The organism is Pseudoxanthomonas sp. P4_B2 (assembly GCF_056402315.1).
The window spans coordinates 176,044-203,023 of sequence record NZ_JBFUHQ010000005.1; the positions used below are offsets into that span (position 1 = coordinate 176,044).

22 protein-coding genes and 1 tRNA gene are annotated in these 26,980 nt (G+C 64.3%); 11 read left to right on the forward strand and 12 right to left on the reverse strand.

Annotated features, from left to right (window positions below; translation table 11 throughout):
* Window positions 1-104: 104 nt before the first annotated feature.
* From AC1DTQ_RS13700 to AC1DTQ_RS13710, 3 genes are read right to left on the reverse strand one after another with little or no spacing between them, the layout of a single operon-like run.
* Window positions 105-839: a phosphoadenylyl-sulfate reductase gene (locus AC1DTQ_RS13700; RefSeq protein WP_477850292.1), complete on the reverse strand. Its 735-nt coding sequence runs from the start codon at window positions 837-839 to the stop codon at window positions 105-107.
* Window positions 836-2,539: an assimilatory sulfite reductase (NADPH) hemoprotein subunit gene (gene cysI, locus AC1DTQ_RS13705; RefSeq protein WP_477850293.1), complete on the reverse strand. Its 1,704-nt coding sequence runs from the start codon at window positions 2,537-2,539 to the stop codon at window positions 836-838. Before cysI ends, AC1DTQ_RS13700 begins: the two co-directional genes overlap by 4 nt.
* Before the next feature lie 21 nt (window positions 2,540-2,560).
* Window positions 2,561-4,399 (reverse strand): assimilatory sulfite reductase (NADPH) flavoprotein subunit, encoded by a 1,839-nt coding sequence (locus AC1DTQ_RS13710; protein WP_477850295.1) that lies wholly within the window; start codon window positions 4,397-4,399, stop codon window positions 2,561-2,563.
* Between the two features lie 85 nt (window positions 4,400-4,484).
* On the opposite strand from AC1DTQ_RS13710, the gene cysD reads away from it, so the two are divergent.
* The 6 genes from cysD to AC1DTQ_RS13740 all read left to right on the forward strand — a co-directional run bounded on the left by cysD (window position 4,485) and on the right by AC1DTQ_RS13740 (window position 13,226).
* The gene (cysD, locus tag AC1DTQ_RS13715; RefSeq protein WP_477850296.1) at window positions 4,485-5,531 is read left to right on the forward strand and encodes a sulfate adenylyltransferase subunit CysD; all 1,047 of its coding nucleotides are present in this window, start codon (window positions 4,485-4,487) and stop codon (window positions 5,529-5,531) included.
* Between the two features lie 99 nt (window positions 5,532-5,630).
* On the forward strand, window positions 5,631-7,496 hold the full coding sequence (gene cysN, locus AC1DTQ_RS13720; RefSeq protein WP_477850297.1) for a sulfate adenylyltransferase subunit CysN: 1,866 nt from the start codon (window positions 5,631-5,633) through the stop codon (window positions 7,494-7,496).
* A gap of 121 nt (window positions 7,497-7,617) precedes the next feature.
* Window positions 7,618-8,706, forward strand: coding sequence for an efflux RND transporter periplasmic adaptor subunit (locus AC1DTQ_RS13725; protein WP_477850299.1), 1,089 nt, complete (start codon window positions 7,618-7,620; stop codon window positions 8,704-8,706).
* Window positions 8,707-8,712: 6 nt separating this feature from the next.
* Window positions 8,713-11,838, forward strand: a complete 3,126-nt coding sequence (locus tag AC1DTQ_RS13730; RefSeq protein WP_477850300.1) for an efflux RND transporter permease subunit — start codon at window positions 8,713-8,715, stop codon at window positions 11,836-11,838.
* The gene (locus tag AC1DTQ_RS13735; RefSeq protein ID WP_477850302.1) at window positions 11,831-12,373 is read left to right on the forward strand and encodes a GNAT family N-acetyltransferase; all 543 of its coding nucleotides are present in this window, start codon (window positions 11,831-11,833) and stop codon (window positions 12,371-12,373) included. Before AC1DTQ_RS13730 ends, AC1DTQ_RS13735 begins: the two co-directional genes overlap by 8 nt.
* On the forward strand, window positions 12,363-13,226 hold the full coding sequence (locus AC1DTQ_RS13740; protein WP_477850303.1) for a TrmH family RNA methyltransferase: 864 nt from the start codon (window positions 12,363-12,365) through the stop codon (window positions 13,224-13,226). Before AC1DTQ_RS13735 ends, AC1DTQ_RS13740 begins: the two co-directional genes overlap by 11 nt.
* Before the next feature lie 152 nt (window positions 13,227-13,378).
* Here AC1DTQ_RS13740 and AC1DTQ_RS13745 read toward each other — a convergent pair whose 3' ends face one another.
* From AC1DTQ_RS13745 to AC1DTQ_RS13760, 4 genes are all read right to left on the reverse strand, one after another.
* Entirely contained in the window at window positions 13,379-14,794 is a 1,416-nt protein-coding gene (locus AC1DTQ_RS13745; RefSeq protein WP_477850304.1) for a M28 family peptidase, read from the reverse strand.
* 75 nt (window positions 14,795-14,869) lie between these two features.
* Window positions 14,870-15,274 (reverse strand): large-conductance mechanosensitive channel protein MscL, encoded by a 405-nt coding sequence (gene mscL / locus AC1DTQ_RS13750; RefSeq protein WP_477850306.1) that lies wholly within the window; start codon window positions 15,272-15,274, stop codon window positions 14,870-14,872.
* 63 nt (window positions 15,275-15,337) lie between these two features.
* Window positions 15,338-16,048, reverse strand: a complete 711-nt coding sequence (locus AC1DTQ_RS13755) for a fumarylacetoacetate hydrolase family protein (RefSeq protein ID WP_477850307.1) — start codon at window positions 16,046-16,048, stop codon at window positions 15,338-15,340.
* Between the two features lie 74 nt (window positions 16,049-16,122).
* Window positions 16,123-16,407, reverse strand: coding sequence for a hypothetical protein (locus tag AC1DTQ_RS13760; protein ID WP_477850308.1), 285 nt, complete (start codon window positions 16,405-16,407; stop codon window positions 16,123-16,125).
* A gap of 88 nt (window positions 16,408-16,495) precedes the next feature.
* On the opposite strand from AC1DTQ_RS13760, the gene AC1DTQ_RS13765 reads away from it, so the two are divergent.
* Window positions 16,496-16,831, forward strand: coding sequence for a Rieske (2Fe-2S) protein (locus AC1DTQ_RS13765; protein WP_477850310.1), 336 nt, complete (start codon window positions 16,496-16,498; stop codon window positions 16,829-16,831).
* A gap of 96 nt (window positions 16,832-16,927) precedes the next feature.
* On the opposite strand, the gene AC1DTQ_RS13770 is transcribed toward AC1DTQ_RS13765, so the two are convergent.
* The 5 genes from AC1DTQ_RS13770 to thiS all read right to left on the reverse strand — a co-directional run bounded on the left by AC1DTQ_RS13770 (window position 16,928) and on the right by thiS (window position 21,025).
* Complete coding sequence (locus tag AC1DTQ_RS13770) at window positions 16,928-17,308, reverse strand: ACT domain-containing protein (RefSeq protein WP_477850312.1); 381 nt, start codon at window positions 17,306-17,308, stop codon at window positions 16,928-16,930.
* Between the two features lie 6 nt (window positions 17,309-17,314).
* Window positions 17,315-19,174: an SLC13 family permease gene (locus tag AC1DTQ_RS13775; RefSeq protein WP_477850314.1), complete on the reverse strand. Its 1,860-nt coding sequence runs from the start codon at window positions 19,172-19,174 to the stop codon at window positions 17,315-17,317.
* A gap of 30 nt (window positions 19,175-19,204) precedes the next feature.
* The gene (gene trmB / locus AC1DTQ_RS13780) at window positions 19,205-19,924 is read right to left on the reverse strand and encodes a tRNA (guanosine(46)-N7)-methyltransferase TrmB (protein ID WP_477850316.1); all 720 of its coding nucleotides are present in this window, start codon (window positions 19,922-19,924) and stop codon (window positions 19,205-19,207) included.
* 1 nt (window position 19,925) lies between these two features.
* Window positions 19,926-20,720 carry a thiazole synthase gene (locus AC1DTQ_RS13785; protein ID WP_477850318.1) on the reverse strand — a complete coding sequence of 265 codons (795 nt, stop codon included), beginning with the start codon at window positions 20,718-20,720 and terminating at the stop codon, window positions 19,926-19,928.
* A gap of 104 nt (window positions 20,721-20,824) precedes the next feature.
* On the reverse strand, window positions 20,825-21,025 hold the full coding sequence (gene thiS, locus AC1DTQ_RS13790) for a sulfur carrier protein ThiS (protein ID WP_477850320.1): 201 nt from the start codon (window positions 21,023-21,025) through the stop codon (window positions 20,825-20,827).
* Between the two features lie 160 nt (window positions 21,026-21,185).
* Here thiS and AC1DTQ_RS13795 point away from each other — a divergent pair, with 160 nt between their 5' ends.
* The 4 genes from AC1DTQ_RS13795 (at window position 21,186) to rimK (ending at window position 26,876) form a co-directional block, all read left to right on the forward strand.
* On the forward strand, window positions 21,186-23,018 hold the full coding sequence (locus tag AC1DTQ_RS13795) for an autotransporter domain-containing protein (protein WP_477850322.1): 1,833 nt from the start codon (window positions 21,186-21,188) through the stop codon (window positions 23,016-23,018).
* Between the two features lie 86 nt (window positions 23,019-23,104).
* Window positions 23,105-23,178: transfer RNA gene (locus AC1DTQ_RS13800), tRNA-Gly, on the forward strand.
* Between the two features lie 544 nt (window positions 23,179-23,722).
* Window positions 23,723-25,816 carry a hypothetical protein gene (locus tag AC1DTQ_RS13805; RefSeq protein ID WP_477850324.1) on the forward strand — a complete coding sequence of 698 codons (2,094 nt, stop codon included), beginning with the start codon at window positions 23,723-23,725 and terminating at the stop codon, window positions 25,814-25,816.
* Between the two features lie 184 nt (window positions 25,817-26,000).
* Window positions 26,001-26,876 carry a 30S ribosomal protein S6--L-glutamate ligase gene (gene rimK, locus AC1DTQ_RS13810; protein ID WP_477850325.1) on the forward strand — a complete coding sequence of 292 codons (876 nt, stop codon included), beginning with the start codon at window positions 26,001-26,003 and terminating at the stop codon, window positions 26,874-26,876.
* Window positions 26,877-26,980: the final 104 nt, after the last annotated feature.

Genomic DNA, 26,980 nt, shown 5'->3' on the forward strand with positions numbered 1-26,980 from the left:
CTGCAACGCACTGACTCCGCTCGCCCCTCTCCCGCCGCGCGAAGCGCGTCGACCTCTCCCACAAGGGGAGAGGTGGTCATCGGTGATCGATTGCGGCGGAAACTTCAAACCTCTACGTGGATCCCGCACTCGCGCTTCAGGCCGAAGTAACGCGTGTCTTCCGCACTCATGCCGGGCTCCCAGCGCGACGTGGTGTGGAAATCGCCGATCGACACGTAGCCTTCGTCCCACAGCGGGTGATAGGGCAATTCGTGCTTTTTCATATAGACCCAGATATCGCGGTCGGTCCAGTCGACGATGGGATTCACTTTCAGGCGCCCGTCGCGCTGCTGCAGCACCGGCGTCTGGCTACGGGTGCTGGACTGGCTGCGGCGCAGGCCGGTGAACCAGGTGCCCACGTCCAGTTCCTTCAGCGCACGCTTCATCGGTTCCACCTTGCGCAGACCGTTGTACTGGTCGATGCCGACTACGCCCTGTTCCCACAGGCGGCCATGGCGCGCTTCCATCCAGGCGCGGCTGACCAGCGGGCGGAACACCTGCAGGTTGAGCTTCAGGCGTTCCTGCAATTCATCGGCAAAACGATAGGTCTCTGGAAATAGGTAGCCGGTGTCGATCAGGATTACCGGGATGTCCGGCTTCTGCTGGCTGAGCATGTGCAACATCACCGAGGCCTGCGCACCGAAACTGGAGGAAAGCGCAGCGTTGGCCGGGCCGTTCTGCAGCGCCCATTCCACGCGCTGCTCGGCGCTGCGCGCTTCCAGTTGGGCGTTGAGTTCTTCCAGCGACTCGGGCTCGTTGGCGGCGGTGTTGAAATCGATGTTGACGTTCGGGGCACTCATGGGTGCAGCTCCAGCGGAATCTGTCGGTGTGTGGGGTAAGCGGGTAAAGCGACCACGCCGCTGCGATGCAGGAAATCGCCGAAGCCTTCATCGGCTTCGCGTTCGCCGGCGTAACGCGCGAACAACGGGTCCAGCGTGTCGAGAATTTCGCTCTCGACGATGTTTTCGCGGTACAGCGTGTTGAGGCGCTGGCCGCGATGGTCGGCGCCCAGCATCAGGTTGTAGCGGCCGGGCGCTTTGCCGACCAGCGCGATCTCGCCCAAGTAAGGACGCGAGCAGCCATTGGGGCAACCGGAGATTCGCAGCAGGATCGGCGCATCGCGCAGGCCGTGCTTTTCGAGCAACGGCTCAAGTTTCCCGGTGAAATCGGGCAGATAACGTTCGGCTTCGGCCATCGCCAACCCGCAAGTCGGCAAGGCCACGCAGGCCAGTGCCGCGCGCGCCAGCGCCGTGCCGCCGCGCAAGCCCGCGTCCAGCGCGTGCGAATGGACCAGCGCGTCGATGCGCTTGCGCTCGCTGTCGGGCACACCGGCGATCACTAGGTTCTGGTTCGGGGTCATGCGGAATTCACCGCGGTGCACGTTGGCGATCTCGCGCAGTCCGGTCAGGTGCGGCGCGCCCGGGCGGTCGGCGATGCGGCCGGCGGAAAGATTCAGGGTCAGGTGCCAGCGACCGTCTTCGCCCTGCACCCAGCCGTAGCGGTCGCCGCTGTGCTCGAAACGGAAAGCGCGCGCCGGGGAGAGAGAGAATCCGGCACGGCTTTCGATCTCGGCCACGATAGCGTCCAGCCCGTGATCGTCGATGGTGTACTTGAAGCGCGCGCGCTTGCGAACCACGCGATTGCCGCGATCGCGCTGGGTGGTGACCACGGCAGTGGCGATGGAAATCACTTGCTCAGGGGTGACGAAGCCGATCACGTTGGCCACGCGCGGATAGGTTTCCGCATCGCCGTGGCTGGCGCCCATGCCGCCGCCGATGCTGACGTTGAATCCGACCAGCGCGCCATCCTCGATTACCGCGATGAAGCCAAGGTCGTTGGCGAACACGTCCACGTCGTTGACCGGCGGCACCGCGAAAGCGACCTTAAACTTGCGCGGCAAGTAGGTGCTGCCGTAGATCGGTTCCTCTTCCTCGCCGCTGCCGACGACCAGTTCCTCGTCCAGCCAGATCTCGTAATAGGCCCGCGAGTTGGGCAGGAAATGCCTGGACAGCTTCGCCGCCCAATCCTGGACTTCGGCATGCGCGGCCGATTCCAGCGGGTTGGCTGCGACCATCACGTTGCGGTTGACGTCGCCGCAGGCGGCCAGCGTGTCGATCAGGGTGGCGTTGATCGCCTGCATGGTCGCTTTCAGTTCGCGCTTGATCACGCCGTGGAACTGGAAGGCCTGGCGGGTGGTGATGCGCAGCGAATGATTGGAATAGCGGGTAGCGATGGCATCCAGCTTCAGCCATTGCTGCGGGGTGACCACGCCACCCGGCGTGCGCGTGCGGATCATGAACTGGAAGGCCGGTTCGAGCTTTTGCCGGCGGCGTTCGTCGCGCAAGTCGCGATCGTCCTGCTGGTAGCTGCCGTGATACTTGATGACGGTGGTGTCGTCCTCGCGCAGCGCGCCGGTCAGCGGATCGGCAAGGCTATCCAGCAAAGCGCCACGGAGGCGCTTGCTTTCGGATTTGATGTCTTCGACGGAATGCGTGGTCATATCTTTGGGGCTGAGCAGTGATCAATAAACATCGCGGCTGTAGCGACCCTCCGCCTGCAGTTGGGTGAGGTACCCGGCGGCGGCTTCGGCATCGACGCCTGCCTGTTCGGAAACGATCTGCAATAGCGCGGCATGCACGTCCTTGCCCATCGCGATGGCACCGCAGACATAGAAATGCGCGCCGCTCTGCAGCCAGTCGTAGACCTCGCGCCCGCGTTCGCGCAGACGCTGTTGCACGTAGATCTTCTCGGCCTGGTCGCGGGAGAAGGCCACGTCCAGGCGATGCAGTTCGCCGCTGCGCAGCGCGTCCTGCCATTCGGTCTGGTAGAGGAAGTCGGTATTGAAGTGGCGCGCGCCGAACAGCAGCCAGTTGCGGCCGCGCGCGCCGGTTTCCGCGCGCTCCTGCACGAAGCCGCGGAACGGCGCCACGCCGGTGCCGGGGCCGACCATGATGATGTCGCGGCTGGAGTCGGCGGGAACGCGGAAACGATCGTTGGCCTCGATGTAGACCGGTGCGTGGTCGCCTTCGCCCAGTGCCGCCAGGAAACCGCTCGCCGCGCCGACATGCGCATGGCCGAAGGCCTGATAATCCAGAACGTCGACGGTGAGATGCACCTCCTCGCCCACGCGCTTGCGGCTGGAGGCGATGGAATACAGGCGCGGCGTCAGCGGACGCAAGGCGGCGACCAGTTCCTGCGGCTCCCAGTGGGCGGGCCAGCGGCGCAGCACGTCAGCCAGCTGGTGCGTGCCGAGCAGTTCAGCGAACTCGGCATTGCGGCCCGGTGCCAGCAGGTCGTTGAGTTCTTCCGCGCGCGACTGCGCGGCATGACTGGCCAGGAAGGGGCGGCTGAGCTTGGTCAGCTCCCTGCGCGCGGCCAGCCATTCGCGTAACGGCAGCGTTTCTTCTTTTTCCTGCACCGGCGCGTCGCCGTCCAGTTCCAGCGCCTGCAGCACGCCCTCCACCAGCAGCGACGGATTGCGATGGCGGACGCCAACCGCATCGCCGGGTTCGTAATGCAGGCCTGAACCCTGCAGCGACAGTTCCAGGTGGCGCACATCCTTACCGATGCCACCGTACTTGAGGAAACCCACGCCTTTGAAGTCGCGCCCGCTGACGCGCTGGTTGAGCAGCAGTTCGGCGGCGAAGGGCTTGTCGTGGGTCCAGGCCGGCACGCTGGGCGCCGGACGCAGGGGAGTGACGGTGGCCGAAGGCGCGGCCGTGACCTTCAACAAGGTCTTGGCATGGCCCAGGGCTTGTTCGCGCCAGGGCAGGGCGACGGTGTCGATGTCCAGATCGGCTTCGCCGGCGGCGAACAGGCGGCTGGCGCCGAGTTCGGCCAGGCGCGCGTCCAGACGGCGGCCGATGCCGCAGAAATCGGCGTAGCTGGAATCGCCCAAGCCGAGCACCGCGTACTTCAGTTCAGGCAGTTTCGGCGCGCGCTTGCCGGCGATGAATTCGATCAGGCCAATGGCGTCGTCCGGCGGGTCGCCCTCGCCCTGCGTGCTGATGACGACGTAGAGCAGGCGTTCGTTGGCCAGTTCGCGTTGCGGGTAGGCGTCGGCGCGCACCAGGCGCACGTTGAGGCCGGCGCCTTCGGCTTCCCACGCCAGGGCCTCGGCCACGCGGCGGGCGTTGCCGGTCTGGCTGCCGTAGACGACGGTCAGGCGCTGGCTGGCCTGCGCGGCGCCGCCGGTAAGCACGGCCAGATGCGGGGCCGGATTGCCTTGGGCCAGGCCGGCGGCATAGCCGGACAACCACCACAGGCTGGGTGGATCCAGTCCTTCCACCACACGCGCCAGCAACGCCTTGCGCTCCTCGGGCAAGGGGCTGGGGGCCAACGCGGGCGGTGCAGCGGTCATGCTTTGACTCGCGGGTAGAGCGGTTAGGACGTCCGATGCTAGAGAAGCGTTAACCCATTCAGAAACGACATCTGGTTATGGGGTTATGACCTGCGCTTATTTCTGGACCAAGTCCCAAAGGCCGAATACTCGCCACCCTGCCGGGGAACCTGCCGGCCTTCCGGGGCCAGCTGATAATCTGCCGTACCGGTTCCCGCCCCTTGCGTCCACGAAATCCTTGATGAGTTCCTTACCTTCTCTGTCCCATCTCGACCGCCTGGAGGCGGAGAGCATCCACATCCTCAGGGAAGTCGCGGCCGAATTCCGTAATCCGGTGCTGCTGTACTCGGTGGGCAAGGACAGTTCGGTGCTGTTGCACCTGCTGCTGAAGGGTTTCGCGCCGGCGCCGCCGCCGATCCCGCTGTTGCACGTGGACACCCGCTGGAAATTCCGCGAGATGATCGCCTTCCGCGACCGCCGTGTGGCCGAGACCGGCACCGAGCTACGGGTGCACATCAACCCGGACGGCATCGCCCAGGACATCGGCCCGATCAGCCACGGCGCCACGGTGCATACCGATGTGATGAAGACCCAGGGCTTGAAGCAGGCGCTGGATCAGTACGCTTTCGACGCAGCCATCGGCGGGGCGCGCCGCGACGAAGAGAAGTCGCGGGCCAAGGAGCGCGTGTTCTCCTTCCGCAACGACAAGCACCGCTGGGATCCTAAGCGGCAGCGTCCCGAACTGTGGAATGTCTACAACGCGCGCATCGACAAGGGCGAGAGCGTGCGTGCGTTCCCGCTGTCCAACTGGACCGAGCTGGATATCTGGCTGTACATCTACCGCGAGAGCATTCCGGTGGTGCCGCTGTATTTCGCCGCCGAACGCCCGGTGGTGGAACGCGACGGCGCGCTGATCCTGGTGGACGACGAGCGCCTGCCGTTGCGCGACGGCGAAACGCCGCAACTGAAGAAGGTGCGTTTCCGCACCCTGGGCTGCTATCCGCTGACCGGCGCCATCGAGTCGGAAGCCGACACGCTGGAAGCGATCATCCAAGAGATGCTGGTGACCACCAGTTCGGAACGGCAGGGGCGGGTGATCGATCAGGATCCTACGGCTTCGATGGAGAAGAAGAAGTTGGAGGGGTATTTCTGATGATGTTTGTCTTTGTAGGAGCGGGCCCTGCCCGCGACACTCTTGATGGCATAACGCGAAAGCGTCGCGGGCAGGGCCCGCTCCTACAGGAATGCCCCTATGTCTGACATCGCCGGCTACCTCAAGCAACACGAAGAAAAGCCGCTGTTGCGCTTCATCACCTGCGGCAGCGTGGACGATGGCAAGAGCACCCTGATCGGTCGGCTGCTGTACGACAGCAAGCGGCTGTTCGACGACCAGGTCGCCGCGCTTACCGCCGACAGCAAGCGCCATGGCACGCGCGGCGGCGAAATCGACTATGCGTTGCTGCTCGACGGCTTGGCCGCGGAACGCGAACAGGGCATCACCATCGATGTGGCCTACCGCTACTTCGATACCGAACGCCGCAAGTTCATCGTCGCCGACTGCCCGGGCCACGAGCAGTACACTCGCAATATGGCCACCGGCGCTTCCACCGCCGATTTGGCGGTGGTGCTGGTGGACGCGCGCAAAGGCCTGCTGACGCAGACGCGTCGCCATAGCTATATCGTTTCGCTGCTGGGCATCCGCCATGTCGTGCTGGCGGTGAACAAGATGGACCTGGTGGAGTACGACCAGGGCGTGTTCGATGAGATTGTCGCTGGCTATCAGGCCTTGGCGGAGCAGCTCGGCATCGAGCGCGTTACTTTCATTCCGTTGTCGGCCTTGAATGGAGACAACCTGTCCGCGCATTCCGATGCCATGCCGTGGTACCAGGGTCCGACCCTTCTCGAGCATCTGGAAACCGTCGAAGTGTCCGCGCAGGACACCCGGGGCGGTCTGCGTTTGCCGGTGCAGTTCGTCAGCCGGCCGCACCAGAACTTCCGCGGCTTCGCCGGCACCATCGCCGCCGGCAACGCGAACGTCGGCGATGAAGTAGTCCTGCTGCCCGCCGGCCGCCGCTCGCGCGTGATCGGGATTTTCGTCGGCGACAGCGAAACGGCAAGCGCCCGCGCCGGTCAAGCGGTGACGCTGACCCTCGCCGACGAGATCGATATCAGCCGTGGCGATGTGATCGCCGCTGCCGACGACCCGCCGCAGGTCGCCGACCAGTTCGCCGCGCATCTGCTCTGGATGGATGACGCCGCTTTGCTGCCGGGTCGACCGTACTGGTTGAAGCTCGGTACTCGCACCGTCGCGGCGACGATCAGCGAGATCAAGCACCGCATCGACGTGAACACGCAAGAACACTTGGCGGCCAAGCGTCTGGAATTGAACGAAGTCGCCTACGTTAATCTCAGCCTAGACGAACCGGTTGCCTTCGCCGCGTATGCAGAGAACCGCACCCTGGGCGGTTTCATCCTGATCGACCGCCACAGCAATAACACGGTTGCCGCGGGCACGCTGGATTTCGCCCTGCGGCGCGCCGGTAACGTGCATTGGCAGCACCTGGAAGTGGACAAGGCCGCACGCGCGCGCATCAAGGGCCAGCCGCCGCGCGTGCTGTGGTTCACCGGCCTCTCGGGCGCCGGCAAATCCACCATCGCCAACCTGGTGGACAAGCGCCTGCACGCACTGGGTTACCACACCTTCCTGCTGGACGGCGACAACGTGCGGCACGGCCTGAATCGCGATCTTGGTTTCACCGATGAGGATCGCGTGGAAAACATCCGCCGTGTGGCCGAAGTGGCGAAACTGATGACCGAAGCCGGTCTGATCGTGCTGGTCAGCTTCATTTCGCCCTTCCGCGCCGAACGCCAGATGGCGCGTGCGCGTTTCGAGGAAGGCGAGTTCCTGGAGATCTTCGTCGACGTTCCGCTGGCGCTGGCGGAAGAGCGCGATGTGAAGGGCCTGTATCGCAAGGCGCGTGCAGGGCAGATTCCGAATTTCACCGGTATCGATTCGCCCTATGAAACGCCCGAGCACGCAGAAGTGCATCTGGACGCCGGCAGCGATAGTCCGGAAAAACTTGCGGCGCAGGTGCTGGAGAAGCTGGGCCTGAAGTGACGCTTGCCCAGCGGGATCTGGCCGCAAGGGTCTTTAGTCATGCCTCCGTCAACGGTTTATTGTCACCAGCGTTAACCGTGGACCGGTAAACTCCGGCAATAACCACGATTACGGGAAAGACATGCCGATCCGACCGGGCGCGCGCAGTGTGCTGCTGGCCTTGCTGATTCCGCTGCTCGCGTCCTGCGGCTCGGACAAAGCAGAGCAGCGCGGCGATGCGGCGGCCTCCCGGCCTATTCCCGTCACCACGCAGGTGGTGCAGCCGTCGGCGTGGAGCGACACCTTGCAGGCCATCGGCACGGTCAAGGCGCGCGAATCGGTCACTCTCACTTCGAAAGTCAGCGAAGTAGTGCAGGACGTGCACTTCGACAGCGGCGACGAGGTCCGCGCCGGTGCGCCATTGATCACCTTGCGCGGCGATTCGCAGCAGGCCGCGCTGGTGGCGGCGCAGGCGACGTACGCCGAAGCCGACCAGCTCTACAAGCGCCAGGTCTCGTTGGCCGATCAGCAGCTGGTGGCGCGCGCTTCGCTGGATACGCAGAAATCCATCCGCGACGCCGCCTTGGCGCGTGTGCAGCAGATGCGTTCTGACATCGGCGACCGCAACGTGCGCGCGCCTTTCGCCGGAGTGCTGGGGATCCGTCAGGTGAGTCCCGGCGCCTTGATCACTCCGACCACGGTGATCGCCACGCTGGACGACATCTCGCGTGTCTACGTCGATTTTCCTATACCGGAAAACCAGCTGGCCAATCTCGCCAACGGCCAGTCGCTGCACGCGCGCAGTACTTCCTACCCCGGTCGCGATTTCGATGGCGTGGTCAGCACCATCGATGCGCGTATCGACGAAGCGACGCGCGCGGTGATGGTGCGTGGCGATTTTGCCAACGACGATCGCGCGCTACGTCCGGGCATGCTGATGGAAGTGCAACTCGCGCGGCCGGAACGCCAGGCGCTGGTCGTTCCCGAAATCGCGCTGGTGCAGGTGGGGCGCGATACCTTCGTCTACCGGGTCAAAGCCGACGGCAGTGTGGAACAGGCCAGCATCGAAGTGGGCGCGCGTAGCGCCGGCAAGGCGGAGATCGTTTCCGGAATCAAAGCCGGCGAGCGCATCGTGGTCGACGGCACTGGCAAGCTGCGTCCCGGCAGCAAGGTGGTGGAGGGTGGCAGTAACGCGCCATCAACGGAAAAATCGTCCGAGGCGAAGGGCTGACCGGCGATGAAGCTGTCCGATCTGTCGATCAAGCGCCCGGTGTTCGCCGTGGTGATGAGCCTGCTGCTGATCGTGCTGGGCGTGATGTCCTTCAGCCGACTGACTCTGCGCGAACTGCCGGCGATCGATCCGCCCATCGTCTCGGTGTCGGTCGACTACCGTGGCGCTTCGGCGTCGGTGGTGGAGACACGGATCACCCAGGTGCTGGAGGACGCGCTGTCGGGCATCGAGGGCGTCAGCACCATCGAATCGCGCAGCGCCAACGGCCGCTCCAACATCAGCATCGAATTCAATCTTTCGCGCGACATCGAAGCGGCGGCCAACGACGTGCGCGACGCGGTGAGCCGGGTCGTCGACCGCCTGCCGGAAGAAGCCGAGGCGCCCCAGATCGCGAAGGTGGAGAGCGACGCCGACCCCATCATCTGGCTCAACATGAGCTCCAGCACGATGGATACGCTGCAGCTCAGCGACTACGCCGAGCGTTACGTGGTCGACCGCCTGTCCAGCATCGACGGCGTGGCCCAGGTCAATTTCGGCGGCCGCCAGCGCTACGCGATGCGGATCTGGCTCAACCGCGACGAGCTGGCCGCGCGCGGCCTGGCGGTCGGCGATGTCGAGGACGCCCTGGCCCGCGAGAACGTCGAGCCGCCGGCCGGCCGCATAGAATCGACCGACCGCGATTTCACCCTGCGCGTCACCCGCAACTACCAGAAGCCCGAGGACTTCGCGCAGATCCCGCTCGGCAAGGGAGCCGACGGTTACGTGGTGCGCCTGGGCGATGTGGCCAAGGTGGAGCTGGCATCGGAAGAACGTCGCGCGTATTTCCGCAGCAACGGCGTGCCCAACGTGGGCCTGGGCGTGGTCAAGACTTCCACCGCCAACAGCCTGGACGTGGCGCACGCGGTGCGCGCGGAAGCCGACAAGATCCGTCCTTCCCTGCCCAAGGGCACCGACATCTTCGTTGCCTTCGACACCACCACCTTCATCGATGCGGCGGTGGATCGCGTCTACGAAACCCTGGCCGAAGGCATCGTCCTGGTGCTGCTGGTGATCTGGTTATTCCTGGGCAGCGTGCGAGCGGCGCTGATCCCGGCGGTCACCGTGCCGGTATGCCTCATCGCCGCCTTCATCGCGCTGTATGCCTTCGGTTTTTCGATCAATCTGCTGACCCTGCTCGCGCTGGTTTTGTGTATCGGTCTGGTGGTGGACGACGCCATCGTGGTGGTGGAGAACATCCAGCGTCGCGTGGACCTGGGCGAACCACCGCTGGTGGCGGCCAAGCGCGGTACCGCGCAGGTGGCTTTCGCGGTGCTGGCGACGACGGCGGTGCTGATCGCGGTATTCCTGCCGGTCGGATTCCTGGAGGGCAATACCGGTCGCCTGTTCCGTGAATTGTCGGTGGCGCTGGCGGCGGCGGTCGCGATTTCCGCCTTCGTGGCCTTGTCGCTGACACCGATGATGTCTTCGAAGCTGCTCAAACCGCACGCCAAGGAGAAGCCGAACCGCGTGCATCAGTGGGTGAACCGGCAGTTCGAGAAGGTAAGCGGCGGCTACCGGCGCGTGCTGGAGAAGTCCGTGCACCGGACCTGGCTGTTCGGGGGACTGATGGTGGCCGCGATGATCGCCGCGGTCGTGTTGTTCCGCGTCATCCCCTCGGAATTGGCGCCTGCCGAGGATCGCGGATCTTTCCAGGTCATGATCGACGGGCCCGAGGGCGCAGGCTTCGATTACACGGTGAAGCAGATGCAGCAGGTCGAGCGGATCGTCGCGCCGATGATCGGCGGCGACCAGCCGATCCAGCGTGCCAATCCGCGCGTGCCCGGCGGTTTCGGCGCCAGCGAGGAAATGCACACCGGGCGCATGGCGGTGTTCCTGCAGGATTGGGACAAGCGCGATCAGAAAACCGCCGACGTCGCCGCCGATCTGCAGAAGAAACTCTCGGTGCTGTCCGGCGTGCGCGCACGCACACAGGTCAGCGGCGGCCTGGTGCGTTCGCGCGGGCAGCCGTTCAACATCGTGCTGGGCGGTCCGGACTATGTGGAGATCGCGCAGTGGCGCGACAAGCTGTTGGCGCGGATGCAGGAAAATCCCGGTTTCGTCGGTCCGGATTCGGATTACAAGGAAACCCGCCCGCAGATGCGCGTGGATATCAACCGCATGCGCGCCGCCGACCTGGGCGTGTCGGTATCCGATATCGGCCGCGCATTGGAAACCATGATGGGTTCGCGTCAGGTCACCACCTTCGTCGACAACGGCGAGGAATACGACGTGCTGGTGCAGGCCGACCGAGCCGGTCGCGCCAGCCCCGCCGATTTGCAGGCGATTCAGGTGCGTTCGAGCAGCGGCGCGCTAGTGCCTTTGTCCAATCTGGTGACGCTCAGCGAGTTGGCCGAACCGGGCACGCTCAATCGCTTCAACCGGCTGCGCGCCATCACCATTTCCGCGGGACTTGCGCCCGGTTATCCGTTGGGCCAGGCCATCGCCTGGACCCAGCAAGTGGTGCAGGAAGAGCTGCCCGAGCACGCGCAAGTGGATTGGAAGGGCGAATCGCGCGAATTCCAGCAGGCGGGTGGCGCGGTCCTGTTTACTTTCGCGCTGGCCCTGCTGATCGTCTACCTGGCGCTGGCGGCGCAGTTCGAGAGCTTCATCCACCCGCTGGGCATCATGCTGACCGTGCCGCTGGGCGTGTTGGGCGCACTGTTGGGTCTGTGGGTCACCGGCGGCACCATGAATCTTTTCAGCCAGATCGGCATCGTCATGCTGGTGGGACTGGCGGCGAAGAACGGCATCCTGATCGTGGAGTTCGCCAATCAGCTGCGCGACGAGGGCCGCAGCATCCACGACGCGATCCTCGAATCGTGTTCGGTGCGCTTGCGGCCCATCCTAATGACTTCCATCGCCACGATCATGGGCGCGGTGCCGCTGGTGTTGGCTGGCGGCCCGGGTTCGGCCAGCCGCGCGACCATCGGTGTGGTGGTGATTTTCGGCGTCGCCTTCTCCACGGTGCTGTCGCTGCTGGTGGTGCCCGCGGCCTACACGCTGCTGGCGCCTTTCACCAAGTCTCCCGAAGCCGTGGCGCACGAATTAGAGAAGCTGGAGGGCGAGACTCCGTCGGTGGGCGGGCATGGCTGAGCGGCAGATCCAGGGCGAAGGGTTCCTGTTGCGGCCTTGGCGCGAGTCCGATCTCGATGCGCTGGTTCGCCATGCCGACGACGAACAGGTCTCGCGCGGCGTCAGCGACCGCTTTCCGTTTCCGTACACGCGCCAAGACGGCGAAAACTTCCTCTCCGGCCGGGTCATCGACCTATCCGATCCGGTGTTCGCCATCGAGATCGAAGGCGAAGCCTGCGGCGGTATCGGTGCACATCCGGGCAAGGGCGAGCGCGCGCATTCCGCGGAATTCGGTTATTGGCTGGGCCGCACGCACTGGAGCAAGGGCACTATGACCCGCGCCGTCGCGCTGTTCGCGCCGTGGGCGATGCAGGAGCTGCAGCTGTATCGGCTGTATGCCAATGTGCTGGCCTTCAACGTGGGCTCGGCGCAAGTGCTGCGTAGGAACGGCTTCATGGAGGAGGGCGTGCAACGCGCTGCAGTATTCAAGCGCGGAGTGCTGCATGATCTGCGCCTGTTCGCCAAAGTGCGAAGGAGCCTGGACGATGACCACTAAACCGCCTTCCCCCTGGGACAAGGCTTCCATCCGCACCACCGAGACGCGCAAGCGCGAGAATACCGGCCCGCGCCAGCAGGCGGCATCGTCCGAACGCGAGGAGCGGCCCGCCGTCAGGCATGAGAGCGGCAACAAGCAAGAGCTGCGCTACTACGGGCTCAATGCCGTGCAAGCGGTTTTCGCGCAACGGCCAGAAGCCATCCGCAAGCTCTATCTTTCCGAAGCGCGGATTCCGCAGCTGCAACCGTTGCTCGCCTGGTGCGTGAAGAACCGTATCGGCTATCGCGTGGTCGAGGAAGCGGATCTGGGCAAGCTCGCCGCCAGCTCCCACCACGAAGGCGTGGTGGCGGATGTGCTGCGGATCGATCCATTGGGGCTGTCCGCCTGGCTGCGGTCTCTGCCTGCGGGGCCGGTATTGGCGCTGTGGCTGGATGGCGTGGGCAATCCGCATAACTTTGGCGCGATCCTGCGTTCTGCCGCCCATTTCGGCGTGAGCGCGATCCTGCAGTCGCGCGAATCGACGCTGGCGGTTTCCGGCGCGGCTGCGCGCGTCGCCGAAGGAGGCGCCGAGCAAGTGCCGCTGGTGCGGATGGAGGATCGGGTGGCCGCCATCGCGCAACTGCGCGACGCCGGGTTCCAGTTGGCCGCCACCGTGGTGCGCGGCGGCGTGGACCTGTTCGCCATCGAACTGCCGCAGCGATTGGTCTACGTGATGGGTGCCGAAGGCGAGGGCATGGACGATGCGCTGGCCAAGGCTTGCGATCTGCAGCTATCGATCCCCGGCACCGGCGCGGTGGAAAGTCTGAATGTGGCTGCGGCTACGGCGGTTTTCCTGGCGCAGTGGCGACGATGAGAAAGATGAGCCCGTAGCTCCTTTAAACCCGTCACGTCATCCCAGCGAAAGCTGGGATCCATTTTGACTTTGCCTTTGGTATCAAAAAAAACGAAAGCAAGATCAAGATGGATCCCAGCTTTCGCTGGGATGACGATTCTGACGATGACAACTTATTTGGTGCCTGCGGGCGCCGGTTCCGCCGCTTTCACCACACTACCGAAATCCCCATCCGCTTCCGCCGCCAAATACGCGAACACCGTGTACGCGGCAACGTTCTGCGCAAGCGCTTTCGGGTCGATCTTGTCCAAGGTGTCGTCGGCGTTGTGGTGCAGATCGAAGTAATCGCTGCCGTCCTGCGCCAGCCAGGCCCAGGTCGTGCCCTTCTCCGCGATGGGGCCGATATCCGGACCCGGGCTGCCCTTGTCTGGTGTGTATTCGATGCCCAGCGGCGCCAGCGCTTCGGCGATCTGGCGAGTCGCGGCCTTGGCGTGCTCCGGCGCGCCGGTATTGAAGGCATAGATGCGGCCCGCGCCGAAATCGCTCTCCGCGCCCAGCTGATGCTTGCCCGCATCCGCGGCATGCTTGGCCGCGTAGGCCTTGCCGCCATACAACCCTTGTTCTTCGTTGGCGAAAGCGACCACGCGGATGGTGCGCTTGGGCGCCTGCTTCAGCTGGCCGATCAAATGTCCGGCCGCCATGGTGATGGCCACGCCTGCGCCATCGTCGATCGCGCCGGTGCCCAGGTCCCATGAATCCAGGTGTCCGCCGATCAACACCACTTCCTGTGGTTTGCTGCGGCCGGTGATCTCGCCGATGACGTTGTAGGAAGTCGCTTCTCCGTCCCAGCCGCAATCGAGCGCAACCGACACGCGCACCGGGCCCAACGCCAGCAGCCGAGCCAGCTGATTGGCGTCGGGAATGGTCAGCGAAGCCGAAGGCACCGGCGTCAGGCCCTCCTCGAAGCGCGTGATGCCGGTGTGCGCGACGCGATGGTGGTCCGTGCCGGCCGAGCGCATCAGGAAGCCGATAGCGCCCTTGCGGATGGCCGCCGAAGGACCTTTGCCGCGGATGGCGCCGCCATTGCGGTAATCGCTGCCGTCGCGTGCGGATTGCATCTGGTAGTCGACGAACGCGATCTTGCCGGCCAGCGACCCTTCGGGCGCGGCTTCTAGCGCGGCCAGATCGGCGAAGCGCACCACTTCGGCTTCCAGTTTCCCGCCCGGGCTGCCGCCCAGCGCGGTGATGATCAGCGGCTGCGTGTGGGCGCCCAGGATCGCGGCGCGTTCGCTGCGGCGCTCCCATTTGGGAAAGGTCACCGCTTCGGTCCATACCTTGTCGAAACCCAAGGCCTTGAACTTGGCCTGCGCCCACGCTACCGCGCGCGCATCGGCTTCGCTGCCCGCCAGCCGCGGGCCCACTTCGGTGGTGAGCGATTCGACCGTGTTCCAGCCGGTGTTATCGGCCAGCGCCTTCTCGCGCAATGTCGAAGCCACTGCGAGCGCCGCATCCGGAATGCGCGTCTCGCGTTCCGCCGCGTAGAGGCTCTGGGAAATAGAAAGTGCGAGCAACAACGGCAGCAAACGCATGGCGTGTTCCGGAAAAAGAGAAGCCGCGAGCTTAGCAGCCCGCGGCTTCGGCGCAATGTGCAATAAGTCGGGGAATTACTTCTTCAGCGAATCGCGGATCTCGCGCAGCAGCAGCACGTCTTCCGGGGTGGCCACGGGCGGCGCCTCCGCCGGCTTGCGAACGCGGTTGTAGGCCTTGAGGATCAGGAAGATCACCAGCGCAATCAACAGGAAATCGATCATCGTCTGGATGAAGGCCCCGTATCGGATAGCGACTTCGGCCACCTGCTTGCCGGCCGCATCGACCGAGGCGGGACTGAGCACGTACTTCCAGTCGCTGACGCTTACGCCGCCGGTGAGGAAGCCGATAACCGGCATCACGATGCCGTCCACCAGCGCGGTCACGATTTTCCCGAACGCCGCACCGATGACCACGGCCGTGGCGAGGTCGACCACGTTGCCGCGTGAAATGAATTCTTTGAACTCGCTGATCATGCCCATGCAGCTCTCCTTCTCTATCGGACGCCGACGCGTCCATGCCAGCGGACTATAACGTGGCCCAGGTCAGGCAGCGGTGATGCGCCCGCGAAGTTCGGTCACGCCCTCCAGCGTGGCTACGAACGTGTCGCCCGCCACCATCGGGCCGACTCCGGCCGGCGTCCCCATGAACACCAGATCGCCGGCCTTCAGCGCGAATAGTTTGGAGAGCTCGTGCAGGATGTCGGGCACGTCCCAGATCAGGTCGCTTAAAGCACCGTGCTGGCGCGTTTCGCCGTTGACTTTGAGGGTCAGACCAAGCGTTCCCAGTGCGCTTACTTCGCCGGCGGGCACCAGTTCGCTGATCGGCGCCGAATTATCAAAGCCCTTGCCGGTATCCCAGGGCAGTCCCTTGGCCTTGGCCGCGCCCTGCAGATCGCGACGGGTCAGGTCCAGCCCCACGCCGTAGGCGAAGACCAGCGGGCCGGCGTCTTCCGGAGCGAGGACACCAGCAAGCGCATCCTTGCCCAGAGCGACCACCAGTTCCACTTCGTGATGGAGATCGTTGGTGCCGGGCGGATAAGGCACATCGGCTCCATTCGTGACTATGGCGTCCGCAGGCTTGAGAAAAAAAACCGGCTGGCCGCGTTCGGCTTTCGAAGCCGGCGCCGCCGCGCCCATTTCCCTAGCGTGATCGGCGAAATTGCGTCCTACGCAGTAGATGCGGTGTACAGGAAAAGTGCCGCCACCACGCACGGGAACGCGCGCCTGCGCGGGCGAGGGGATCAGGTCGGTCATTGAGTTCGCGCCATGTGTTCCGGACGCGACAGTTTAAGCGGAACGCCTGCCAGTCAAGGCATCGTGGCGTTGCTTCAATGCGACAGCGGCAACACCGGTTTGCGAACTACGCGGTATTCGCCTTCCACTACGTTGGCGTCCCGCACGGCGATGGGCTTGCCGCGCTGGCTCAGCAGCTTCCAGGCCACGCCGGCCACGATCATTGCCGCGCCCACGAACACGCTGAAGAAGACCAGCAAGCACAGCAGACCCAATCCCACGATGCCGAACGCCAGGCGCAGCAAGGGGTGGCGCGGCTTTCGCGGCGCGAATAGGGAGCGCAGGCGGGAGCTGTCGAAACGGAAGCGGTTGGCGGACATCGGCGTGGGTCGTGACAGAATGCGGCGGAAGCCGGTGGCGCAGTATCGGATGACCGAAACATGACAGTGTGAGAAGTTCGTTAAACCTATGGCCCTGATCGCACTGGATTCAATCGAAGATGGCGGATTCGCCGAAATCGAGGCGTTGGTGGACGGCGACGCCGAATCGTTGATCGTGCATCGCAATGGTGCAAACGCGCGCGCCTGGCTGAACGTCTGTCCGCATGCGGGGCGGCGATTGGATTGGGCGCCCGGTAAGTTCCTGAAAAGCAAGGAAGGGCATCTGATTTGCGCGGCGCATGGCGCTTCGTTCGAACTGGAAAGGGGCGATTGCATCGCCGGACCCTGCAGGGGCGATTCCCTGCGTGCAGTGGCGGTGGAAGTACGCGATGGACAGGTAGTGCTGAGCGACGGTAGTGCGTAGAGCCGAGCTTGCTCGGCTGCTATTCGCACAGAATAAAAAGCAGTTGAGCAAGTTCGGCTCTACAAAGAGCAAGGCCACGCTTCGACCGACTTCCAGTCAATCGATCAGGTTCAGTCCGCTTTCCGCCAGTACGCGCTTCGCCAGCTCGAATGCGTGGTCTTTGACCAGCACATAGTCCGTATCGAACGTGGAGACGGCGAAAATCCCGATCTTGGCCGCCGCCAGCGGCTGCAACACTTTCAGCAGCACGCCAGTCAGCTCGAACGCGAAAGGTCCCTGCAACATCAGGCAGTGCCAGCCGCGCTCGCATTGCACATCTTCGGGCACCTGCGATTCGTCGCAGACGATGGACAGCTCTTCATCGCTCCAGGAAACCGAAGCGAAACCGCCAGGGTGGAACCAGTGGGGCACTTCCGTCGCCGCCGGGAAACGGCAGACCGCAAAAGCTCCGGGAACGGTCTTCAGGGTCAGAGTCACGTTCGGTCAGCCCGCACGAGCCATCCACCAGAACATCAGGTTGATCGTCAGCACCACGACGCAGGTGTAAATCAACGACAAAGGGCCGCCGACACGCCACAACTGCCGGCTGGTGTAGTTGGCGGGACCGGTGATCATCGAGATCACCGGATTGGAGGCGGTCATCAGATTGTTGGAAGCCGACAAGGCGACGATGAGCGCGAAGGCGGTGGGGTTGCCGCCGGCGGCCAGGGCCAGATTGATCGCCAGCGGGACCATCACGATGGTCGCGCCCACATGACTGATCACCAGCGAGAACGCGGTGGTCAGCAGCGCGACCGCTATTTCCAGCAGCCAGATCGGAATGCCTTCCGGAAGCCGTTCCACCGTATGCCCCGCGACCCAGGCCGCGGCGCCGCTGCTGTCCATGGCCCAACCCAACGGGATCAAGCCCGCCATCAGGAATACGGTCTTCCAGTTGATCGCCGCATAGGCTTCGTCCATGCGCAGCACGCCGGTCAATAGCATGCCGGCCACGCCGGTCATCAAAGTCAGCGAAACCGGCAGCTTCGAGGTCAACGCGATGAGGATGGTGATGGCGAAGATGGTCATCGCGATCTTGAACTTGTGCGGACGCTGCTCGCCCTTGGGGTAGTCGGTCACCACCACGAAATCGCGGCTTTCGGCGGCCACCGCCAGGTCCTGCCAGATGCTGTGGAAGACCAGCAGGTCGCCCGCACGCAGCGGGACCTTGCGCACGTCCTCGCGCATGACCTTCTTGTCGCGGTTGATCGCCAGCAGGCTGATGCCCGATTGCTTGCGCAAACGCAGATCGGCGGCGGTCTTGCCGATGTAACGGGAAGTGGGCGGGATGACGGCTTCCGAAATACCCGCGCGGCTGGGATTGAACAGATCGCCGAAATGGCGCAAGCGCGAGGACAGACGCAGGAAATGGTTCTGCGCGAAATCGTGGACCTCCTGTCGTGCGCCCATGACGCCCAACACGCTGCCCACCCAAATCCGCATGTCCGCAGGCGGCGACAACCGCGTGTCGCTCCCGGTCTGAAGAGCGAGCATGAGCGGCGCATCGTGGATCGCTTCGGCCTCGCCCAGCGACATGCCCACCAGCGGGCTTTCGGCGGTGACGGTCATTTCGAACACATCGCCTTCGATGCCGTAGGTGCTGGCGAAATAGCTTTCCGTGCGCGCCGGCGCCACGCTGGTTTCGGTTTCGTCGCGCAGCTTCTTGTCACCGTAGAAACGAAAGTACAGCAGCGAAGCGGCGATCAAGACCACGCCGACCGGTAGTGGCGCGAACATACGCAACGGTTCCAGCGTGGCCATGCCCGAGGGCAGGTTGTTGTTGGCCGATATCAGCAAATCGTTCAGAAGGATGAGAGGCGAGTTGCCGACCATGGTCAGCGCGCCGCCCATCACGATGGCCGCAGCGATCGGCAGCAACAGTCGTTGCAACGACAGACCGCTGCGCGCCGCCAGGCGCGAGGCGACCGGCAGGTACAGCGCCATCACCGACGGGTTCTGCATGAAGGAGGAGTTGAGTCCGGCGATACCGGTGGTCATCAACAGCAGGCGTTGCTCGATGCCATGGCCGCGCCGCAACAGCCACGAGGCCAGACGGTTCAGCGCGCCGGTGCGGTCCAGGCCGGCGCCTAGAATGGTGGTGGCGATGATGCTCATCACCGCGTTGCCCGAAAAACCGCCGAACAGCTCTTCCGGCGCCACCAGCCCGGTCAGGCCCAGGATCACCAACACGATCAGCGCGACGACATCGGCGCGGATGCGTTCGAACAGGAACATCGCCATGGTGAAGCCGACCAGCCCGAGGACGAGCTTCATGTCGTTGGTCAGCGTCAGGGCGGTGTCCATTACGCGCCGCGGTCCTCTTGGTCGGTCATGTCAGCGGCGGTCGTATACAAGATCCCACACCCCGTGCCCCAGCTTCTGTCCGCGGGTCTCGAAATGCGTCTGTGGGCGCCACTCCGGTCGCGGCACGTGTCCGTGCGCTCCCGCGCGATTCTCCAGTCCCGGCGTGGCGTCCAGCACGTCCCACATCTGTTCGGCATAGTCCTGCCAGTCGGTGGCGGCATGCAAGCGGCCGCCCACGCGCAGGCGCGACACGAGCAGCGCGGCGAATTCGGGTTGGATCAGGCGGCGCTTGTTGTGGCGCTTCTTGTGCCAGGGGTCGGGGAAATAGATGCGCACTTCGTCGAGCGAGCCTTCCGCGACTTCGTTGCGCAGCACTTCCACCGCATCGTGGTGATACAGGCGCACATGCTCGGCGCCATCGGCCTCCAGCGCGTTCAACAGCCTGCCCACACCAGGCGCATGCACTTCGATGCCGATGTAGTCGCGCTCTAGATCCTGAGCGGCGGCGAAGCGCAGGGCATCTCCATTGCCGAAGCCGATTTCCAGAACGCGCTCGGCGGAGCGGCCGAAGGCCTCGTCGAAGTCGCGCGGCGTGCCGCGGTAGTCCAGTCCGAAGCGCGGCCAAAGCTCATCGAACGCGCGCTGCTGCGCCGGCGTGAAGCGACCCTGGCGCAGCACGAAACTGCGTACTGCGCGGTGGCCTGTGGTGACCGTATAGGGTTTCGGAGGGTTGGGCGCCGTGCCGGTCATCTCAGCCGATCAGCCCGTCGACCGGCGAGGAGGCGCTGGCATAGCGCTTGCGCGGAATACGCCCGGCCAGGAACGCTTCGCGGCCGGCTTCGACCGCTTTCTTCATCGCGCCGGCCATCAGGATGGGGTCGCGCGCGCCGGCGATGGCGGTGTTCATCAGTACGCCGTCGCAGCCCAATTCCATCGCTATCGCCGCATCGGAGGCCGTGCCCACGCCGGCATCGACCAACACCGGTACCTTGGCGTTTTCGATGATTTCCAGCAGGTTGTATTTGTTCTGGATGCCCAAGCCTGAACCGATTGGCGCTGCCAGCGGCATCACGGCCACGCAGCCGATTTCCTCCAGGCGCTTGGCCAAGATGGGATCGTCGCTGGTGTAGACCATCACCTGGAATCCATCGGCGACCAACTGCTCCGCCGCTTTCAGCGTACCGATCACATCCGGAAACAAGGTGCGCTGGTCGCCCAGCACTTCCAGTTTGACCAGGGTATGGCCGTCGAGCAGCTCGCGTGCCAGACGACAAGTGCGCACGGCGTCTTCGGCGGTATAGCAGCCGGCGGTATTGGGCAGCAGCGTGTAGCGATCCGGCGGAAGCACGTCGAGCAGGTTAGGTTCGTTTGGCGACTGGCCCAGGTTGGTGCGGCGGATGGCCACAGTGACGATCTCGGCCCCCGCGGCTTCGGTGGCGCGGCGGGTTTCGTCGAAATCCTTGAACTTGCCGGTACCGGTGAGCAGGCGCGAACGGTAGGTCTTGCCCGCGATGACGAGCGGATCGTGAAGGCTTGTAGAAGTCATCGGAAGATTATCGCTGATGTTTGCGGGCGCAGGGCGAGATTGTCGTCGGATGCGCTTCGTCAGCTATGCGCACCCACCATGGCGACATATCTAGCGATCAAAACCTAGCCGCCGCCCAGCGCATGCACGATCTCGACCCGGTCCCCTGGCTGCAGACGCTGCGAAGCATGCAATCCGCGGGGCACGATTTCGCCATTCACTTCGATCGCCACCCGGCGTTCGGCCAGGCCTTCGGACTGCAGCAGATCGGACAGGCTGCTGCCCGCGTCGACGATCCTGTGCTGGCCGTTCAATTGGATTTCCATGCGCGCATTTTGCCGCATCGCCCAGCCTATGACCCAACTCTATGACGCAATGCAGCGTGAGCGGCGGCAGGTGAAATGAAACCATGCGCGCCTGTACGCCCCCGTACGTTTCGCCGTGACCCTTGGGTTCCGGATGAATTTGGCCTCTTGGAGAAACTTGATGCAGTCCTTCGTCCGTCCCGTCCGTTCCGCCCTTGCCGTGGCATTGGCCCTCGCCGCGTTGCCGACGCTCGCCCAGAACCACCCCTATTCGCAGACTGTATTCATTGGCGACAGCCTTACCGATTCGGGCCACTTCCGTCCGGCGCTGATCCAAGTCGTGGGACCCAACGGTGCGCTGATAGGGCGCTTCACCACCAATCCGGGCCTGGTCTGGTCCGAGTACGTGGCCGAGTTCTACGGGACCAACGCCATTAGCGACAACCAGGGCGGCACCAACTACGCCGTCGGTGGAGCCCGTACCGGCACCAACACCAGCGGCGCACTCGGCCCTATTCCTTCATTGGCCACCCAGACCACCAATTACTTGGCCAGCGCTGGCGGCCGTGCCGATCCCAACGCCCTGTACACCGTGTGGGGCGGAGCCAACGACCTTTTCGCTGTCGCTGGCGGCGCGCCGGCTCAGGCGACCATCACCGCGGCGGTGACCGCACAGATAGGCGTGGTGGGAACCCTGCAGACAGCGGGCGCCCGCTATGTGCTGGTACCGACCGTGCCGGATCTGGGCGTGACCCCGCAATTCCGCGCGGGCGGCGCGGCCAGTCAGGCCGCCGGCACGCAATTGGCGACGACCTACAACAATGCCTTGTTCGCCGGTCTGGGCGCAGCGGGCTTGCGCGTCATACCGTTGGATACCTTCCATCTGTTGCAGGAAATCGTCGCGGATTCGGGCACGTACGGGATCAGCAATGTCACCGGAACGGCGTGCAATCCGCAGCTCACCGCATCCTCGCTGACCTGCAGTCCAGCGAATTATGCGACCGGCGATGCCGCCACTTCCTATGCGTTCGCCGATGGCGTGCATCCTTCTTCACGGTCGCACGAAATCCTTGCTGATTACGCAGTATCGGTGCTCGAGGGTCCGCGTCAGATCGCGCTGTTGCCGTACACGGCCTCGGTGATCGGCCGCGCCCGCGCCGACCGTGTGGGCTACCACGTCAATGGCAAGCCCGAAGCCGACGGCATGCGCTGGTGGGGCGACCTGCGCGGTGATTCGCTGCGCTACGACCACGGACATGTGTACGACGGTATGGGTCCGACCGGCATGGTCGGCGTTGACTGGTCGCGTGGGCCGCTGGTGTTCGGCGGATTCGGCGGTTATGGCCGCAACGACTTCGACTTCGGCAGTCGTGCGGGCAGCTTCGACGAATCCGATGCCACCCTGGGTGGTTTCGTCGGCTGGTACGGCGACCAGGCCTGGGTCAATGCGCAGCTCAGCTACACCTGGATCTCCTACGACGTGGATCGCACGGTGCAACTCGGGCCGGCTACGCGTACGCACAGCGGTTCGCCGGACGGCACCAACCTCAGCCTCGGTCTGAATGCCGGTTACGAATTCGGCCAGGACGCGTTCCGTCACGGACCGGTCCTGAGCCTGCTCGCGCAACGCATCGAACGCGATGGCTATGCCGAAAGCGATCCCAGCTCCACCGCGTTGGCTTATCCGGACCAGGATTTCGATTCGCTGATCGGTAGCGCAGGCTGGCAGGCCAGCTACGCTATCAACGAGAACGTCCGGCCGTACGCACGCCTGACCTATGACCGCGAATTTGAATCGCAAGACGAGCAGGCCTTCGCCTCGCTGCAGTCGATGCCCGGCCTTGCGCCCTATGCGGTGCCGGGCCTCGACATGGATCGCGATTACGGCACCTTGACCCTCGGCGCGCGCAGCACGGTGTTCGGTTTGGCGGCCGATATGGGCTTGTCCACAACGGTTGGGCAGAAGGGCGGCACCAATATCGGGGCGTTCGCCACTCTCAGCGGCAGTTTCTGAGGTCCATCTACAGGTTTGATCCAACGGGCGCCCGATCGGGCGCCCGTTTGCATGGGCCACGCGCCCGAGAATAGACTCGCGGCCTTGCGGGTGTAGCTCAATGGTAGAGCTGTAGCTTCCCAAGCTACTGACGAGGGTTCGATTCCCTTCACCCGCTCCATCCTGCCAAAAAGCGCAATTACCTTTCCAAGCAGCGCAGCAGGGGCATAAATGGCTACCGTTCGTCTGCTAAGAAATGCCTTTCATCTACTGTGACTAATAATACTTTAACATCTCACACGTAGTGCCAGCCCTCACATTCGGCGCCTGACTTGGCCCCGAAACCTAACCCCAGCAAGGATTTACAAACATCTTACGGTCCGTAGGGGTGTTCGCCTATGCCCGGAAATCGGCCTCATTCTGACGCTCTGCGTCACTTCGTCCGATAGTTGTTGTCTTGCTCAAAAAGCGTGACCCAATACCATTTCACACTTGACGCGAGTTCTTCTTTCGCATCAACGGCTTCTGGGTGGGCACTAGTCGCCTCTCCTGAAAGTTGTGAATTGCTTCCCTTCTGCGCATGCCCTGGCATGGCCTGCATAAGACGAAGTTAAAGGGGTCGGCACCGTCACGCCTTCGTGTCCGGTGGGGTTTTTTGGTCGAAATAAACCGGATTAGGGGATTCGCGTGGCAGTCCGGGCGCGGACTGCTTTCCCGACCTGCGCGTGGCCAAGAGCAACGGGGTCACCAGCCTCAACAACGGCAACGCGACTACCTACACGCTGACCGTCAGCAACAACGGCGGCGCGTCCAGCAGCGGAACCGCAACGGTTGTCGATGTATTGCCGAGCGGCATCACCATTGCAGACGGCGCTGTCGCGCTGGCCGGTGCGCAGGCGGCCAACTGGAGCTGCAACGCCGCTTCCAACGCACTGACTTGCACCTCGTCCACGGTGCTGGTGGCCGGAGCCACCAGCGTTTTTAGCTTCGTCGCGCAGGTGGCCACGGTCGCCAACGGTTCCAGCGTCACCAACCGCGCGCGCATCGGCGGCGGCGGCGACCTCAACAAAGCCGTCCCCGACGCCACAACCACCGCCCAATGCACCGGCAACGACTCGCCGGCGGGTTGCGCGATCGACGTGGATACCGTCAACGCGCCGTTGCTGTCTCTGGTCAAGAGCGACAACACCGACACGGTAGTAGCCGGGACCACAACGTCCTTCCAGCTCACCGTCTCCAACACCGGCGCCGCGCCCACCGTCGGCACCCTCCGGGTGGTCGACGTGCTGCCCACCGGTATGAGCTACACCGGCGCTTCGCCATTCACTAGCGGCGGTTTTAGCTGCGCCTATACCGCGGCCACGCTCAGTTTTCTTTGTGAGCGCAGTACCGCTATCGCCAATGGCGCCAGCGTGACCATCGTCATTCCTGCGACGATCGCCGCCTCCACCGCCAGCGCACTGACCAACCGCGGACAGATCGGCGGCGGCGGCGATCCCGGCAAACTCACTTTGCCCACAGTAGCCACTGCGAGCGCCTGCACGGCACCGATGTCTCCCGATACGACCAGTTCTAACGCCTCCACCGGTTGTGCCGCCGATACCGATGCGGTGACCAAGGTCAGCCTGTCGCTGGAAAAGGACGACGGCCAGCCGTTCATGGCCATCAACGGCCAGACCACCTACCAATTCCGGGTGCGCAACACCGGCAATGCAGCCTCCATCGGCACGCTCCAGTTCCGCGATACGCTGCCCGCGCCGATGAACTGGCCGGCCACGCTGACCAAGGCGGGCGCCAATGCTGCCGATTGGACCTGCACGCGCGTGTCGGCCACCGTGGTGAGCTGCACTTCCGCCACCGTTATCGCGGCCGGGGGATTGAGCAATTTCAGCGTGGTCGCCAACGTGGGCGCGGCCACGTCGGGAACGCAGTACATCAATCGCGCACGTGTCGGCGGCGGCGGCGACGCCGACCTGCCGGCGACGTTGGCCGATAGCGACATCGCCGCCTGCACCGGCAACAATGTGCCGGCAGGTTGCGCGATCGATCTGAACACCGCGCAGAACGCCGCCCAGATCCGCCTCAGCAAGACGCACACCAATCCGCAGACCAAGCAGCCCGGAGAGACGGTGGCCTTCAGCCTGTTGGTGACGAACAGCGGCGGCACCGCATCGGGTACCGCGGAAATCCGCGTGGTCGATGTGCTGCCCGCCGGCATCGCCTACAGCGGCGCCTCGCCCTTCAGCGTCGACGGTTTCAGCTGCACCCATGCCAGCGGTACGGTGACTTGCAACCGCAGCACCAGCCTTGCGGCCGGTGCGACCGCCACTATCACTTTCAGCGCGACCGTTGCCGCTTCGGCCGGCAGCGGCAGCTTGATCAATCGCGCCCAGGTCGCCGGCGGCGGCGATCCGCAACTCGGCGTTTCGACCAGCGTCGACGCAAGTACTACAGCGCAATGCAGCGGCAGCGGAACGCCGTTCCTCGGTTGCGCGGTGGATCCGGTGCCGGTCGTGCTCAACGCCAATCTCTCGATCACCAAAACCAATAACACCACTACGGTGGTACGGGGCGGCACGACCACCTACCAGATGGTGGTCAGCAATGCCGGCCCGGCTGCGGCCGACGGCGCGGTGTTGCGCGATCCGCAAGTCGCTGGCCTGGCCTGCACCACCGCAGCCTGCAGCGCTGCGGGCGGTGCGGCGTGTCCGGCCGCCACTGGCGCTGCGCTGGTAGCGGCCATGCAGTCGGGCGTCGCAATTCCGACTCTGCCGGCGAACGGATCGGCCACCTTCAGCCTGACCTGCACAGTCAACTGAAGCCAAAGCGCCGCCAAATCAGCGGGTGATATCGGCGGACGTCGGCCGCAGGGCTGCGACCCGCCGATCCCCGCGCATCTTCCAGCGAGCCTGCGTGTCGGCGCGATAAACCTAAAGTTCCTTCGTCATACGCGGGTGCTGCGTGCGTGGCATGCTGTGGCCCCAATCGCCAGGCAGGCCATGGATGAAACTCGCCATCCTTTCGCGCAACAGCAAGCTTTATTCCACAAGACGCCTGGTGGAAGCTGCGCGCGCACGCGGACATACGGTCAGGGTATTGGATCCGCTGCGCTGCTACATGCGCATCGCCAGCGATGGTTTCAGCATGCACTACAAGGGCAAGCCCATCGCCGGCTACGACGCGGTCATACCGCGCATCGGCGCATCGATCACGCGCTACGGCACTGCGGTGCTGCGTCAGTTCGAATTGATGGGCAGTTACACGCCCAACCCCTCCGACGCCATTCTGCGCGCGCGCGACAAACTGCGCGCGCATCAACTGCTGGCCGCGCAGGGCATAGGCATGCCGATCACGGTGTTCGGCGACAATCCCGACGACACGCTCGATCTGTTGTCGATGCTCGGCCCGCCGCCGCACGTCATTAAGCTCAATGAAGGCACCCAGGGCGCCGGCGTCATGCTGACCGAAAAACCGTCCGCCTCCCGCAGCGTGGTCGAAGCCTTGCGCGGCCTCTACGCGAATTTCGTGGTCCAGGAATTCATCGGCGAAGCCGAGGGCGCCGATCTGCGTTGCTTCGTAGTCGGCGACCGGGTGGTGGCCTCAATGCGGCGACAGGCGCCGGAGGGCGATTTTCGTTCCAACCTGCACCGCGGCGGCACGGCGGAGCCGGTGGAGGCAAGCGAAAACGAAAAGGAGGTCGCGGTCCGAGCGGCGCGCAGCCTCGGATTGAATGTGGCGGGCGTGGACCTGATCCGGGCGCAGCGGGGCCCGCTGGTGCTGGAGGTCAACTCCACGCCGGGGCTGGAGGGAATCGAGCAGGTATGCGCCGAGGACGTGGCGGGCGCCATCGTCGACCACATCGCGGGCTCAAGAAAGTAATTCAATGAAAATCAATCTGTTAGCTGAGAAATACGTACTCTTCACGCCACTTTAACCTTATTTTTAACGGCGGTTTAATCGCCTTCGGCGTAGCTTCTGCCGAC

Bases quoted from the DNA above. Each gene is read 5' to 3' on its own strand.
- AC1DTQ_RS13725 (WP_477850299.1), top strand. From the start codon at position 7,618: ATGCCGATCCGACCGGGCGCGCGCAGTGTGCTGCTGGCCTTGCTGATT.
- AC1DTQ_RS13775 (WP_477850314.1), bottom strand. From the start codon at position 19,174: ATGGACACCGCCCTGACGCTGACCAACGACATGAAGCTCGTCCTCGGG.
- mscL (WP_477850306.1), bottom strand. From the start codon at position 15,274: ATGGGCATGATCAGCGAGTTCAAAGAATTCATTTCACGCGGCAACGTG.
- AC1DTQ_RS13710 (WP_477850295.1), bottom strand. From the start codon at position 4,399: ATGACCGCTGCACCGCCCGCGTTGGCCCCCAGCCCCTTGCCCGAGGAG.
- AC1DTQ_RS13765 (WP_477850310.1), top strand. From the start codon at position 16,496: ATGGCCCTGATCGCACTGGATTCAATCGAAGATGGCGGATTCGCCGAA.
- AC1DTQ_RS13745 (WP_477850304.1), bottom strand. From the start codon at position 14,794: ATGCGTTTGCTGCCGTTGTTGCTCGCACTTTCTATTTCCCAGAGCCTC.
- cysD (WP_477850296.1), top strand. From the start codon at position 4,485: ATGACCTGCGCTTATTTCTGGACCAAGTCCCAAAGGCCGAATACTCGC.
- AC1DTQ_RS13755 (WP_477850307.1), bottom strand. From the start codon at position 16,048: ATGACCGACCTGATCCCCTCGCCCGCGCAGGCGCGCGTTCCCGTGCGT.
- cysI (WP_477850293.1), bottom strand. From the start codon at position 2,539: ATGACCACGCATTCCGTCGAAGACATCAAATCCGAAAGCAAGCGCCTC.
- thiS (WP_477850320.1), bottom strand. From the start codon at position 21,025: ATGGAAATCCAATTGAACGGCCAGCACAGGATCGTCGACGCGGGCAGC.
- cysN (WP_477850297.1), top strand. From the start codon at position 5,631: ATGTCTGACATCGCCGGCTACCTCAAGCAACACGAAGAAAAGCCGCTG.
- AC1DTQ_RS13730 (WP_477850300.1), top strand. From the start codon at position 8,713: ATGAAGCTGTCCGATCTGTCGATCAAGCGCCCGGTGTTCGCCGTGGTG.
- trmB (WP_477850316.1), bottom strand. From the start codon at position 19,924: ATGACCGGCACGGCGCCCAACCCTCCGAAACCCTATACGGTCACCACA.
- AC1DTQ_RS13760 (WP_477850308.1), bottom strand. From the start codon at position 16,407: ATGTCCGCCAACCGCTTCCGTTTCGACAGCTCCCGCCTGCGCTCCCTA.
- rimK (WP_477850325.1), top strand. From the start codon at position 26,001: ATGAAACTCGCCATCCTTTCGCGCAACAGCAAGCTTTATTCCACAAGA.
- AC1DTQ_RS13740 (WP_477850303.1), top strand. From the start codon at position 12,363: ATGACCACTAAACCGCCTTCCCCCTGGGACAAGGCTTCCATCCGCACC.
- AC1DTQ_RS13795 (WP_477850322.1), top strand. From the start codon at position 21,186: ATGCAGTCCTTCGTCCGTCCCGTCCGTTCCGCCCTTGCCGTGGCATTG.
- AC1DTQ_RS13700 (WP_477850292.1), bottom strand. From the start codon at position 839: ATGAGTGCCCCGAACGTCAACATCGATTTCAACACCGCCGCCAACGAG.
- AC1DTQ_RS13735 (WP_477850302.1), top strand. From the start codon at position 11,831: ATGGCTGAGCGGCAGATCCAGGGCGAAGGGTTCCTGTTGCGGCCTTGG.
- AC1DTQ_RS13785 (WP_477850318.1), bottom strand. From the start codon at position 20,720: ATGACTTCTACAAGCCTTCACGATCCGCTCGTCATCGCGGGCAAGACC.